Annotated in this window: 10 protein-coding genes and 1 pseudogene; 9 read left to right on the top strand and 2 right to left on the bottom strand. The window is 66.6% G+C overall.

What is annotated here, in order from left to right:
- Window positions 1-36: 36 nt before the first annotated feature.
- From B4L36_RS08980 to B4L36_RS08940, 9 genes are all read left to right on the top strand, one after another.
- On the top strand, window positions 37-3,135 hold the full coding sequence (locus tag B4L36_RS08980; protein ID WP_292955663.1) for an efflux RND transporter permease subunit: 3,099 nt from the start codon (window positions 37-39) through the stop codon (window positions 3,133-3,135).
- A gap of 90 nt (window positions 3,136-3,225) precedes the next feature.
- On the top strand, window positions 3,226-4,113 hold the full coding sequence (locus tag B4L36_RS08975) for a LysR family transcriptional regulator (RefSeq protein WP_292955660.1): 888 nt from the start codon (window positions 3,226-3,228) through the stop codon (window positions 4,111-4,113).
- An 85-nt stretch (window positions 4,114-4,198) separates the two neighbouring features.
- Window positions 4,199-4,675: a formate dehydrogenase subunit gamma gene (locus B4L36_RS08970; RefSeq protein ID WP_292955657.1), complete on the top strand. Its 477-nt coding sequence runs from the start codon at window positions 4,199-4,201 to the stop codon at window positions 4,673-4,675.
- Entirely contained in the window at window positions 4,672-6,189 is a 1,518-nt protein-coding gene (locus B4L36_RS08965) for a formate dehydrogenase beta subunit (protein ID WP_292955654.1), read from the top strand. The genes B4L36_RS08970 and B4L36_RS08965 overlap by 4 nt, the downstream gene beginning before the upstream one ends.
- Entirely contained in the window at window positions 6,186-9,131 is a 2,946-nt protein-coding gene (gene fdhF / locus B4L36_RS08960) for a formate dehydrogenase subunit alpha (protein ID WP_292955651.1), read from the top strand. The genes B4L36_RS08965 and fdhF overlap by 4 nt, the downstream gene beginning before the upstream one ends.
- Window positions 9,128-9,955: a formate dehydrogenase accessory sulfurtransferase FdhD gene (fdhD, locus tag B4L36_RS08955; protein WP_292955648.1), complete on the top strand. Its 828-nt coding sequence runs from the start codon at window positions 9,128-9,130 to the stop codon at window positions 9,953-9,955. The genes fdhF and fdhD overlap by 4 nt, the downstream gene beginning before the upstream one ends.
- Window positions 9,945-10,151 (top strand): formate dehydrogenase subunit delta, encoded by a 207-nt coding sequence (locus tag B4L36_RS08950; protein ID WP_292955645.1) that lies wholly within the window; start codon window positions 9,945-9,947, stop codon window positions 10,149-10,151. The genes fdhD and B4L36_RS08950 overlap by 11 nt, the downstream gene beginning before the upstream one ends.
- A 153-nt stretch (window positions 10,152-10,304) precedes the next feature.
- The gene (locus B4L36_RS08945) at window positions 10,305-11,252 is read left to right on the top strand and encodes a diacylglycerol/lipid kinase family protein (protein WP_292955641.1); all 948 of its coding nucleotides are present in this window, start codon (window positions 10,305-10,307) and stop codon (window positions 11,250-11,252) included.
- Complete coding sequence (locus tag B4L36_RS08940; protein ID WP_292955638.1) at window positions 11,249-12,097, top strand: metallophosphoesterase family protein; 849 nt, start codon at window positions 11,249-11,251, stop codon at window positions 12,095-12,097. The genes B4L36_RS08945 and B4L36_RS08940 overlap by 4 nt, the downstream gene beginning before the upstream one ends.
- Here B4L36_RS08940 and modC read toward each other — a convergent pair.
- Window positions 11,989-13,122, bottom strand: a complete 1,134-nt coding sequence (gene modC / locus B4L36_RS08935; protein ID WP_292955635.1) for a molybdenum ABC transporter ATP-binding protein — start codon at window positions 13,120-13,122, stop codon at window positions 11,989-11,991. The genes B4L36_RS08940 and modC overlap by 109 nt on opposite strands.
- Window positions 13,119-13,316 (bottom strand): annotated as a pseudogene (locus B4L36_RS08930) (molybdate ABC transporter permease subunit); the annotation flags it as partial. The pseudogene B4L36_RS08930 and the gene modC, both read right to left, overlap by 4 nt.

The raw sequence follows: 13,316 nt of genomic DNA, 5'->3' as shown, positions 1-13,316 counted from the left end.
ACCGCTTCTGACCACGCCCGGATAGGACGATTTCCCATGGCCCGCTTCTTCATCGACCGTCCGGTTTTCGCCTGGGTGATCTCGATCCTGATCATGGGCGTGGGCGTGCTGTCGATCCTGACCCTGCCCATTGCCCAATATCCGCAGATCGCGCCGCCCTCGGTCGCGATCCGGGCCGCCTATCCGGGCGCGTCGGCCGATACCGTCGCCAATACCGTGACCCAGATCATCGAACAGCAGATGACCGGACTGGACGGGCTGCGCTATATCTCGTCGTCGTCCAGTTCCTCGGGCACCTCGCAGACCACGCTGACCTTCGAGACCGGGACCGATGCCGACATCGCCCAGGTTCAGGTCCAGAACAAGCTGTCCCAGGCCACGCCGCTGCTGCCCGAGGCCGTGCAGAGGCAGGGCGTGACGGCGCAGAAATCCTCGGCCGGGTTCCTGATGGTCGTGGGCCTGATCGGGGACGAGAATTACGACCAGACCGACCTGTCGGACTATCTGGTCACGAATCTCGTCGATGATCTCAGCCGGATCGAGGGCGTGGGCAGCGTGCAGGTCTTTGGCGCGAAATACGCAATGCGGATCTGGCTGGATCCGTCGAAACTGGCCAATTACCAGATCACGCCATCCGATGTCGTCGCCGCGGTCTCGGCCCAGAACACGCAGATTTCGGCCGGCGCCTTCGGCAGCCAGCCCGCGCCCGAGGGTCAGCAGCTCAACGCCACCGTCACCGCGCAATCGCTGCTGTCCACGCCCGAGGATTTCCGCCAGATCGTGCTGCGGGCCGAGGAAAGCGGCGGCCTCGTGTTGCTGCGCGACGTGGCCCGCGTCGAGATCGGGGCCGAGAATTACAGCACGGCGGGAACCTATAACGGGCGCCCCTCATCGGGGATGGCGATCAGTCTTGCGCCGGGTGCCAATGCGCTGGACACGGCCAATCTGGTCAAGGCGCGGATGGCGGAATTCGCCCGGTTCTTCCCCGAAGGCGTGGACTACGTGATCCCCTTCGACACCTCGCCCTTCGTCAAGATCTCGATCGAGGAGGTGGTCAAGACCCTGATCGAGGCCATCGCGCTGGTTACCGTGGTGATGTTCGTCTTCCTGCAAAGCTGGCGCGCGACGCTGATCCCGACCCTGGCCGTGCCCATCGTCCTGCTGGGGACGTTCGGGATCATGGCCGTCTTCGGCTTTACCATCAACACCCTGACCATGCTGGCCATGGTTCTGGCGATCGGCCTTCTGGTCGACGACGCCATCGTCGTGGTCGAGAATGTCGAACGCATCATGGAGGAAGAAGGACTTTCCCCGCGCGAGGCGACGCGCAAATCCATGGGCCAGATCACCGGCGCGCTGGTCGGCATCGCGCTGGTGCTGTCGGCGGTCTTCGTGCCGATGGCGTTCTTTCCCGGCTCGACCGGCGTGATCTATCAGCAATTCGCGATCACGATCGTCTCGGCCATGGCGCTGTCGGTGGTCGTCGCGCTGACCCTGACGCCGGCGCTCTGCGCGCAGCTTCTGAAACCCGCGCATGGCAAGAGGCGCGGGTTCTTCGGGCTGTTCAACCGCGGCTTCGACGGCACCACGCGCGGCTATACCGGCCTTGTCGGCTGGATCGTGCGCCGGCCGCTGCGGGTGCTGCTGATCTATGCCGCCCTTGGTGCGGCGATGGTCTTTCTGTTCCTGCGCACGCCCGAAGGTTTTCTGCCGGATGAGGATCAGGGCATCATGTTCGTGCTGGTGAACGGGCCGACCGGGGCCACGACCGAACGGACCAGGGCGGTTCTGGATCAGGTCGAGAATTACTTCATGAACGAGGAAGGCGATGTGGTCGACAGCATGTTCGCCGTCGCCGGGTTCAGTTTCGCGGGGCAGGGTCAGAACGTGGGCATCGCCTTCGTGCGGCTGAAGGACTGGAACCAGCGTCCCGATCCGTCGCAGTCGGTGCAGGCGCTGGCGGGCCGGGCCTTCGGCGCGCTGAGCCAGATCCGGGACGCGATGGTGTTCCCGATCGTGCCGCCCTCGGTGATCGAGCTTGGCAATGTCTCGGGCTTCGACTTCTACCTTCAGGCGCGCGGCGGCCAGAGCCACGAACAACTGCTGGAGGCGCGCAACCAGTTGCTGGGAATGGCGGCCCAGAGCCCGCTGATCGCGCAGGCCCGTCCCTCGGGCCTGGAAGACGCGGCGCAGTTCAATCTCGACATCGACTGGCGCAAGGCGGGGGCGATGGGGGTGACGGCCGACAACGTGGCCACGCTGCTTCAGATCGCCTGGACCGGCGCCTATGTGAATGATTTCGTCGATCGTGGCCGGATCAAGCGGGTCTATGTCCAGGGCGAGGCGGATTCGCGCGCCGGACCCTCGGATCTGGACAAGTGGCGGGTGCGCAACGCGACCGGCGGGCTGGTGCCGTTCGCGAACTTCGCGGAGGGCGAATGGACCTTCGGGCCGCAGGGTCTGAACCGCTATAACGGCATTCCTTCGATGCAGATCCAGGGCAGTCCCGCGCCGGGTGTGTCCTCGGGCGACGCCATGGCCGAGATCGAGCGGCTGGTCGGCCAGTTGCCCGGCGGTTTCGATGTCGCATGGACGGGCCTGTCGCTGGAGGAACGGCAGGCCGGGGACCAGACGATGCTGCTTTATGCGCTGTCGCTGGCCGCCGTGTTCCTGTGCCTGGCGGCGCTTTACGAAAGCTGGTCGATCCCGCTGGCGGTGATCCTGGTCATGCCCATCGGAATCCTCGGCGCCCTTGCCGGCGCCTGGGCGGGGGCCTTCGACAACGGGGTCTTCTTCCAGGTCGGATTGCTGACGGTGATCGGGCTGACCGGCAAGAACGCGATCCTCATCGTCGAATTCGCGCGCGAGCAGTCGCAGGCCGGGATGCCGCTGTTCAAGGCCGTGGTCGAGGCCGCGCGCCAGCGGTTCCGCCCGATCATCATGACCTCGATCGCCTTTTCGCTGGGTGTCCTGCCGCTGGTCCTGTCTTCGGGCGCGGGCGCGAACGGGCGCAACGCCATCGGCGCGACCGTGCTGGGCGGAACCCTGGCCGCCACCGCGTTGGGTATCCTGTTCGCGCCGCTGTTCTACGTGCTGATGCGCCGCCTGCTGGGCCGCAAGGACCAGTTCGACTGAGGCCGGGGATGGCCGCGCGTCTCTTCACGCCGCGGCGCGCGGCCCCTGGATACGACCCGCGGGCCTTGCCTGCCTCTGGGAGAGACCGCCTTGATCGACAAGCTGGAAATGTTCCTTGCCGTCGCGAAAGAACGTCATTTCGGCCGCGCCGCCACCAGCCTGGGCATAACCCAGCCCACCCTGTCTGCCGGCATCAAGCAGCTTGAGGAACAGCTTGGCGTCCTGCTGATCTTTAGAGGCTCGCGCTTTGGCGGCCTGACGCCCGAGGGGCAGGCGGCACTGATCTGGGCACGCAGGATCGTCGGCGACAGCCGCCAGTTGCGCGAAGAGATGCGGGCCACCCGGCACGGCCTGTCGGGACGGTTGCGCATCGCTGTCATCCCGACCGCGCTGACCTGGGCCGCGCGGATCAGCGCCCGCTTCGGCCGGGCCCATCCGAACGTCGCCTTCACCATCCTGTCGCGCAATTCGGTCGAGATTTTGCAGATGATCGACGATCTCGACGTCGATGCGGGGATTTCCTATCTGGACAACGAACCGCTGGGCAAGGTCTCGACCGTGCCGCTTTACGACGAACGCTACATGCTGGTCTGCGACCCGGGCAGCGATCTGGCGGGTCGCGATCGCGTGGCATGGGCTGATCTGGACGGGCAGCGGCTGTGCCTGCTGACCTCGGACATGCAGAACCGGCGGATCATCAATCGCAACCTTTCGGCCGCCGGGGTGACGCCGCAGGCCAGCGTCGAATCCGGCTCGACCGTGGTGCTGGTCTCCCATGTGGTCGAGGGGGGCTGGGTCACCATCCTGCCCGAGGATATCGCCGCCTTTCTGGGCCACGGCAAGAACCTGCGCCTGATCCCGCTGGAAAAGCCGCAGACGATTCACGCCGTGGGTCTGGTCGCGCCGTGGCGCGAACCGCATACGCCGGTGCTGGAGGCGCTGTTGGCCGAGGCGCGGCGGCTGGTTGTCGATAGGTAATTTCTATCGACTGACGGAATTGCGTTATTGATTTTCCATTGCCGGACCTGTTTGCTGAAGCCACGGGACCGTCGAAAGGCCAGCCATGCATCACGATGCGCAAGCCCCGACCGAGAACGAGATTCGCGCGGTCGCCGCGCCGCTCGCCTCGCTCGAAGGGCCGTTACTGCCGATGCTGCACGCGGTGCAGCACGAATACGGCTGCGTGCCCGAAGCCGCGGTGCCGGTTCTGGCCGATCTGCTGAACCTGTCGCGGGCCGAGGTCCACGGTGTCGTCAGCTTCTACCACGATTTCCGCAAGGCTCCGGCGGGAAAGCATATTCTGCGCCTCTGCCGGGCCGAGGCCTGTCAGTCCATGGGCGGCCAAGCCCTGGCCGAGGCGACCCTGGCAAGGCTGGGCATCGGCTGGCACGACACCACGGCCAATGGCGCGGTCACGGTCGAGCCGGTCTATTGCCTGGGCCTGTGCGCCTGCGCCCCCGCCGCCATGCTGGACGACCGCGTCGTCGCGCGACTGGATGCGGCCCGCCTTGACAGATTGCTGGCCGAGGCCGGCGCATGAGGATCTGGGTTCCCATGGACAGCGCCGCGAAGGCCGTCGGCGCCGACGAGGTGGCCGAAACCATCGCCCGCGAGGCCGCATCACGCGGAATTGACGTGCGGATCATCCGCAACGGCTCGCGCGGCATGATCTGGCTGGAACCCCTGGTCGAGATCGACCGCGGAGACGGGCGCGTGGGCTACGGCCCCGTCGCGCCCGAGGATGTGGCCGCGCTGCTGGACGGCAAGCTGGAAAGCCTGGGCCCGGTCGAGGCGATCCCGTTCTTTGCCCGCCAGACCCGTTTGACCTTCGCGCGCTGCGGTTTGACCGATCCGCTGGATTACGACGATTACCAGGCCCATGGCGGTCTGGCCGGATTGCGCCGGGTCATTGCCATGAGCCAAGAGGAGATCGTGCAGGAGGTCACCGCCAGCGGGCTGCGCGGGCGGGGCGGTGCGGGCTTTCCCACCGGCATCAAGTGGAAGACGGTGATGCAGGCCGAGGCCATGCAGAAATACATCGTCTGCAACGCCGATGAGGGCGACAGCGGCACCTTCGCCGACCGCATGATCATGGAGGGCGATCCCTTCACCCTGATCGAGGGCATGGCGATCGCGGGGATCGGCGTGGGTGCGACGCGCGGCTATGTCTATCTGCGCAGCGAATATCCCGATGCGATCCGGGCAATGAACGCGGCGGTCGGGATCGCGCGCAGGCGCGGCCTGCTGGGCCCATCCGTTCTGGGATCGGATCACGCCTTCGAGATGGAGATCCGCGTGGGCGCGGGCGCCTATGTCTGCGGCGAGGAAACCAGCCTGCTCAACAGCCTCGAAGGCAAGCGCGGCGTGGTGCGCGCCAAGCCGCCGCTGCCGGCGCTGGAAGGATTTCTGGGCAAGCCGACCGTGGTCAACAACGTCATCACGCTGGCCACGATCCCCGTGATCTTCGAGAAGGGCGCCGACCATTACGCGGGCTTCGGCCATAACAGGTCGCGCGGCACTGCGACGCTGCAGATCGCCGGCAATGTGAAACGCGGCGGATTGTTCGAGGCCGGATTCGGCCTGACTTTGGGCGAGGTCGTCAACGACGTCGCCGGCGGCACCGCCAGCGGCCGGCCCGTGAAGGCGGTGCAGGTCGGCGGACCGCTGGGCGCCTATCTGCATGAGGGTCAGTTCGACACCAGGATGGGCTACGAGGAATTCGACGCCGAGGGCGGGCTGATCGGCCATGCCGGGCTGGTCGTGTTCGACGACAGCGCCGACATGCTGCGCATGGCGCGCTTCGCGATGGAGTTCTGCGCCATCGAATCCTGCGGCAAATGCACGCCCTGCCGCATCGGCGCGGTGCGTGGGGTCGAGACCATCGACCGCATCGCCGCCGGCGATCCCGCCGCCGCCGAATTGCTGACCGATCTGTGCGAGACGATGAAGGACGGCTCGCTCTGCGCGCTTGGCGGCTTCACCCCGTTCCCGGTCATGTCCGCACTGCGCCATTTCCCCGACGACTTCGCGACCCGCAAGGAGGCCGCCGAATGAAGGACTTCATCATCCCGCAATTCCCGCCCGGTTCCGATCCGCAGGACGAGCGCGACATGGGAACGCCCGCCCGGTCGGGCGCCCCCGTCAGCCTGAGCATCGACGGTTTCGCGGTGACAGTGCCCGAGGGCACTTCGGTCATGAGGGCCGCGGCCGAGGCCGGGATCATGGTTCCCAAGCTCTGCGCCAGCGACAATATGGAAGCCTTTGGATCCTGCCGCCTCTGCGTCGTCGAGATCGAGGGCCGCAAGGGCACGCCCGCATCCTGCACCACGCCCGTGGCGGAAGGCATGGTCGTTCACACCCAGTCCGGCAAGGTCAAGCGCATCCGCAAGGGGGTGATGGAGCTGTATATCAGCGATCACCCGCTGGATTGCCTGACCTGCGCGGCCAATGGCGATTGCGAATTGCAGGATGCGGCGGGGCAGGTGGGTCTGCGCGACGTGCGCTATGCGCCCGGCCAGAACCATTTCGATCCCTCGGGCAGCGGCGCGCGCAGCCAGGCCGAGGCGCGGCTGCGGATGCCGGTCGATCAGGCCAATCCCCGTTATGTGCCGAAGGACGAAAGCAACCCCTATTTCACGTTCGATCCGTCGAAATGCATCGTCTGTTCGCGCTGCGTCCGGGCCTGCGAAGAGGTGCAGGGCACCTTCGCGCTGACCATCGAGGGGCGCGGCTTCGACAGCAAGGTCAGCGCCGGGGCGGCGACCGACGATTTCCTGCATTCCGAATGCGTCAGTTGCGGTGCCTGCGTGCAGGCCTGTCCGACCGCGACCTTGCAGGAAAAATCCGTGATCGAGATGGGCACGCCGCATCGGTCGGTCATCACCACCTGTGCCTATTGCGGCGTCGGATGCAGCTTCAAGGCAGAGCTGAACGGCGATCAGCTTGTCCGCATGGTCCCCTACAAGCATGGCAAGGCGAACCGGGGCCATTCCTGCGTCAAGGGCCGCTTCGCCTATGGCTATGCCAACCACCGCGACCGCATCCTCAAGCCGATGATCCGCGACCGCATCGACGAGCCCTGGCGCGAGGTCGAATGGGACGAGGCTCTGGCCTTTGCCGCCGGCCGGATGAGTGCGTTGCAGCAGAAATACGGCCGCCGGTCGATCGGCGTCATCACCTCAAGCCGCTGCACCAACGAGGAAACCTACCTGGTGCAGAAACTGGCGCGGGCGGTGTTTCTGAACAACAACACCGATACCTGCGCCCGGGTCTGCCATTCGCCGACCGGCTACGGACTGGGCAAGACCTTCGGCACCTCGGCCGGCACGCAGGATTTCGACAGTGTCGAGAAGGCCGATGTGGTGATGATCATCGGCGCCAATCCGACCGATGGCCACCCGGTCTTCGCCAGCCGGCTGAAAAAGCGGCTGCGTCAGGGCGCGCGGCTGATCGTCGTGGATCCGCGCCGCACCGATATCGTGCGCAGCCCGCATGTCGAGGCAGCCTATCACCTGCCGCTGCGGCCGGGCACCAACGTCGCCGTCGTCACCGCAATGGCGCATGTCATCGTGACCGAGGGGCTGGTGGACGAAGCGTTCATCCGCGAGCGCTGTGACTGGGACGAATTTCAGCATTACGCCGAATTCGTCAGTCAGGACCGCCACAGCCCCGAAACCATGCAGCCGCTGACCGGCGTTCCCGCCGCCGATCTGCGTGCCGCCGCGCGGCTTTACGCGACCGGCGGCAACGGGGCGATCTATTACGGTCTGGGCGTGACCGAACATTCCCAGGGCTCGACCACGGTCATGGGGATCGCCAACCTTGCGATGCTGACCGGCAATGTCGGACGCGAGGGCGTCGGCGTGAACCCTCTGCGGGGGCAGAACAACGTCCAGGGTTCCTGCGACATGGGCAGCTTTCCGCATGAACTGCCCGGCTATCGCCATGTGAAACTGCCCGATGTCCGCAAGATCTTCGAGACGGCGTGGGGGGTCGAGATCGACCCCGAACCCGGCCTGCGCATCCCCAACATGCTTGATGCGGCGGTCGAGGGAACGTTCAAGGGGCTTTACTGCCAGGGCGAGGATATCCTGCAATCGGACCCCGATACCCACCATGTCGCGGCGGGCCTGAAGGCGATGGAATGCGTCATCGTCCATGATCTGTTTCTGAACGAGACCGCGAATTACGCCCATGTCTTCCTGCCGGGTTCGTCCTTCCTCGAAAAGGAGGGCACCTTTACCAATGCCGAACGCCGCATCAACCGCGTCCGCCGGGTCATGGCGCCGCTGAACGGTTTCGAGGACTGGGAGGTGACGCAGGCCCTGGCCAACGCGATGGGCGCGAACTGGACCTATACCCATGCCAGTCAGATCATGGACGAGATCGCGGCGACCACCCCCACATTCGAAGGCGTCAGCTTTGCCCTTCTGGAAGAGAAGGGATCGGTCCAGTGGCCCTGCAACGAGGCCGCGCCCGAAGGCACGCCGACGATGCATGTGGATCACTTCGTGTCGGGCAAGGGCCATTTCATCGTCACCGAATATCTGCCGACCGACGAGAAGTCCGGGCCGCGTTTCCCGCTGCTGCTGACCACGGGGCGGATCCTGTCGCAATACAATGTGGGCGCGCAGACGCGGCGGACCGCGAATGTCGTCTGGCACCCCGAGGACGTTCTGGAAATCCACCCCCACGACGCCGAGACGCGCGGCGTGAACCAGGGCGACTGGGTGCGGCTGGCCAGCCGATCGGGCGAGACGACGCTGCGGGCGACCCTGACCGACCGGGTGGCGCCGGGCGTGGTCTACACGACCTTCCACCATCCGGCGACGCAGGCCAATGTCGTGACCACGGATTTTTCGGACTGGGCGACGAACTGTCCGGAATACAAGGTGACGGCAGTGCAGGTCAGTCCCTCGAACGGGCCTTCGGACTGGCAGGAATGCTATAACGAACAGGCCGAACGCGCCCGCCGCATCCTGCCCGCCGCGGAATGACAACGCTGCCCGATCCCCTGGCCCGCGTGCAGGCGGTCCATGTCCGGCCGGGCAGCCGCGCCGCCGCGCAGCGTGTCGTGCCCGAGGAAACGCCGGTCGCACTGGTCTATGACGGCACCACCCACGCGGTGATGATGGCGACGCCCGCCGATATCGAGGATTTCGCGATCGGCTTCTCGCTGACCGAAGGGATCGTGACCGGGACCGGTCAGATCGCCTCGTGCGAGATCGTGACCCACGACAAGGGCGTCGAGGCGCGGATCTGGCTGGCCGAGGACCGGGGCGATGCGCTGGCCGCGCGGCGGCGCACGCTGGCCGGACCGGTGGGCTGCGGGCTGTGCGGGATCGACAGCCTCGATCAGGCGGTGCGCGCGCTGCCCGATCGCCACGGCGCGGGCCCGGTGCTGAGCGTCGAAGAGATCGCCGGCGCCACCGAATCCCTGCGCGGCTGGCAGCCGCTGCACGACCAGAGCCGGGCGGTCCACGCCGCCGGGTTCCTGATGCCAGGCAAGGGCGTGGTCCTGGCACGCGAGGATGTGGGACGGCACAACGCGCTGGACAAGCTGATCGGCGCGATGGCACGGCAGGGTCATCAGGCGGGGCAGGGCGCCTTCGTGCTGACCAGCCGCGTCTCGGTCGAGATGGTGCAGAAATGCGCCATGGCGGGCGGCTGTGTGCTGATCGCCGTCTCCGCCCCCACTGCCCATGCCCTGCGGCTGGCAACGGGCGCGGGCATCACCCTGGCCGCCTTCGCGCGCGGCGAGGGATTCGATCTGTTCTGCCACCCCGAACGCCTGCGGGACGAGGTTTCCGATGTCGCCTGAAAAGATGGTCGTCATGGCCAACCAGATCGCCGCCTTTTTCAACACCCAGCCGGGGGATCCGGCGCCGAAGGTCGCGGCCCATCTGGCCGATTTCTGGGAACCCCGGATGCGGACGCAGTTGCAGGATTACATTCGCGCCGGCGGCGCTGGCCTCGACCCCAGCGTCGAGGCCGCCGCAAGGCTTCTGCGGGACTGACCCCATCGCCATTCGCGGCGGCTGAAATGGCCTTCACGAGATCCTGATGTCGCAGCACCCCGGCCTGTCGTGCCGTTCTTTGCCTTTGCGTGAAACCCGGCTGCCAGTCGCGGGTTGGATCCGCAAAGGCATGAAGAACCGCGGGAGCAGGAAATGTCCGAGACGCTGGATCTGTCGCGACTGCGCGTATGCGTGGTGATGAACCGGGGCTCGGGCCGCGGAAAGGAGAAACGACTGCGCGGCCAGATCGAGGACGCACTGAAGCCGCGCTGCGCGCATTTCGAGATCCGTCCCACGACACGCGGCAGCGATCTGACCGACATGGCGCGGCAGGCGGTCGGCGACGGCTTTGGCCTGATCATCGCCTGCGGCGGCGATGGCACGCAATCGGCAGTGGCCGGGGCGCTGGCCGGGACAGAGGCCGTCATGGGTATTCTGCCCGGCGGAACCTTCAACTACTTTGCCCGCGACCTGGGCGTCGGCGAGACGATCGAGGATGCGCTGGAGACCATCTGCAACGGTTGCGCCCGTCCGATCGACATCGGCCAGATCGAAAATCTCATCTTTCTGAACAATGTCAGCCTTGGCGCCTATCCACATATCCTGAAGACCCGTGAAAGCATCTACAAGCGCTGGGGCCGGTCGCGGATCGCGGCCTATTGGTCGGTGCTGGTCGCCCTGCGCCGCCTGCGCCACCCGATGCAATTGAAAGCCCGCGTGAACGGCGATACGCGCGATGTCACGACCGCGCTGGTCTTCGTCGCCCGCAGCGCCTATCAGCTGGACAATTTCGGGCTGGAAGGCGCAGACGCGATCCGGCAGGGCAAGTTCGCATTGCTGATCGCGAAGGCGCTGAAGCCGATGCCGCTGATCCGCTCTGCGTTGCGGCTGGCCTTCGGGTTTTCCGCCCGAAACAGCGATTTCGACCTGATCGAGACCGATGAGGTCACGATCGAATCGCGCAAGCACAGGATGCTGGTCGCCCATGACGGCGAAAAGACGGTGATGGCCAGTCCGTTCCGCCTGCGGGTCTGGCATGACGGTTTGCAGGTGCTGTTGCCGGCGGACGGGGTCAACAAGACAAGGGACAACGGCGGATGACCCGGATCCTGCATCTGTCGGATCTGCATTTCGGGTTTCACCGTCAGTCTCTTGTCGAACCGCTGCTGGCGCGGATCAACCGGGCGGCTGCGGATCTGGTCGTCGTCACCGGTGATCTGACCCATCGTGGACGTCCCGGTCAATACGGGCTGGCCGCCGATTTCCTGTCGCGTATCACCGCGCCGGTGCTGAGCGTGCCGGGAAACCATGACGTGCCGCTCTACAATATCCCGGTGCGTTTCCTGATCCCCTGGCGCGGCTACCGGCTGGCGATCAACCCCGATCTTGATCCGGCCGGCGTTGCGGGCAGGGTCCGCGTGCTGGGCCTGAACAGCGTCGATCCCTTTGCCTGGCAGCGCGGCGTGATCCGCGATGGAGAGATCGCCCGACTGACCGCCAGCCTTGATCCGCTGGCGGTGAACATCGTCGCGCTGCATCATCCGTTGCAGCACATGCCGGGTGTGGACAAGGAACTGGCCGCCCGCGCCCCGCAATTGCTGCGACGCCTGGAAGCGGCGGGCGTCAGCATGGTTTTCAGCGGCCATCTGCACGTCTGGAGCGCCGCGAACCTGCTGGATCACGGCCATCGGCGCATTCTTCAGGTGCAGGCGGGCACGGCGCTGTGCGCGCGCGAAAGCGACAGGCAGAACGAATTCGCGGTGCTGGACATCGACGGCGACGAGGCGGTGATCCACCGCCATGTCGCGCCCATGGCGCAGGACGATTTCGACCCGCCTCAGACGCTGCGGCTGTCGCGCGCCGGCGGCGCATGGCGGCTGATCGAAGGATCCGAACCCGAGCCGATACTGCCCGGCGCGACGGAAACCGCCTTCAGCACCGCGTGAACCGGCTTGCCCGGATGCAGCGCCAGCGCCTGGGCCGATCGTGTCGTGATCCGCGCCAGCAGCGTCTGGGATCCTGCCTCCAGCCGCACCAGCATGGCGCCATCATCGGGGGTCAGGTCGCGGACCACGCCCGCCAGCACGTTCAGCGCCGAGATGCCCGTCGGGCGATCCAGCGCGATCATCACGTCCTGCGCCAGAATCCGCAGGCGCAGCACGGCGCCCGTCGCGCTGTCGATCCGCGACAGCCACAAGGGCCCGGCAGCACTTGCAAGGCGCGTCAGGCCGTCGGCCTCCTGCGCCTCGATCCGCGCGGACAGGATCGCGCCCACCTCGCGCGGACCCAGAAGCGGCGCTGTGGCGGGATCGGACAGGATCTGCGCGGCGGGGCCGGATGCGGCGACGCGGCCGGCCCGCAGCAGCACGATGGTGTTTGCAAGCCGCGCAACCTCGGCGGCGGAATGGCTGACATAGAGGATCGGCAGGCCGGTCTCGTCCCTCAGACGTTCCAGATAGGGCAGGATTCCGTCCTTGCGGGCCTGATCCAGCGCCGCGAGGGGCTCGTCCATCAGCAGCAGGCGGGGATTGGACAGGATCGCGCGGCCCAGGGCCACCCTCTGGCGTTCGCCCCCCGACAGGGCTGCGGGACGGCGCTGCAACAGATGCCCGATGCCCAGCATCTCGACCACGCGATCCTGCACGGCGCCGCCGCCATGCGAGAAGCGGCGTCCGTAAAGCAGGTTCTGCCGCACGCTGAGATGCGGAAACAGCCGCGCCTCCTGAAAGACATAGCCGATACCGCGCCGGTGGGGCGGAAGAAATCGGCGTGCCGCGGTATCCGTCAGGACGGTGCCGCCAGCCTCGATGCGGGCGTGGTCGGGGCGCATCAGGCCGGCGACGGCGTTGACGATGCTGGTCTTGCCCGATCCCGACTGGCCGAACAGGGCGGTAACGCCGGCCGGGGCCTCGAATCGCGCATCCAGCGTGAAGTCCGCAAAGGCGTGGCGGATGGCGACGGACAGCATCATCCGCCCCCGATGCGGCGGGCCACGGCGCGCGACAGGGCTTCGGACAGGAACAGCGCGCCCATGGCAATGGCGACGGCGATCAGGACCAGCCGCACGGCCGCGCCCTCGCCCCCCGGCACCTGAAGGAAGGCATAGATGGCCGAGGGCAGGGTCTGGGTCTGGCCGGGAACGTTGGACACGAAGGTGATCGTCGC

Source organism: Paracoccus sp. UBA889 (assembly GCA_002294185.1).
Classification (GTDB): domain Bacteria; phylum Pseudomonadota; class Alphaproteobacteria; order Rhodobacterales; family Rhodobacteraceae; genus Paracoccus.
Note: the sequence above shows the minus strand (reverse complement) of the source record. Positions and strands in the feature narration are given on the sequence as shown.

Bases quoted from the DNA above. Each gene is read 5' to 3' on its own strand.
- B4L36_RS08980 (WP_292955663.1), top strand. From the start codon at position 37: ATGGCCCGCTTCTTCATCGACCGTCCGGTTTTCGCCTGGGTGATCTCG.
- B4L36_RS08970 (WP_292955657.1), top strand. From the start codon at position 4,199: ATGCATCACGATGCGCAAGCCCCGACCGAGAACGAGATTCGCGCGGTC.
- B4L36_RS08965 (WP_292955654.1), top strand. From the start codon at position 4,672: ATGAGGATCTGGGTTCCCATGGACAGCGCCGCGAAGGCCGTCGGCGCC.
- fdhF (WP_292955651.1), top strand. From the start codon at position 6,186: ATGAAGGACTTCATCATCCCGCAATTCCCGCCCGGTTCCGATCCGCAG.
- fdhD (WP_292955648.1), top strand. From the start codon at position 9,128: ATGACAACGCTGCCCGATCCCCTGGCCCGCGTGCAGGCGGTCCATGTC.
- B4L36_RS08950 (WP_292955645.1), top strand. From the start codon at position 9,945: ATGTCGCCTGAAAAGATGGTCGTCATGGCCAACCAGATCGCCGCCTTT.
- B4L36_RS08945 (WP_292955641.1), top strand. From the start codon at position 10,305: ATGTCCGAGACGCTGGATCTGTCGCGACTGCGCGTATGCGTGGTGATG.
- B4L36_RS08940 (WP_292955638.1), top strand. From the start codon at position 11,249: ATGACCCGGATCCTGCATCTGTCGGATCTGCATTTCGGGTTTCACCGT.
- modC (WP_292955635.1), bottom strand. From the start codon at position 13,122: ATGATGCTGTCCGTCGCCATCCGCCACGCCTTTGCGGACTTCACGCTG.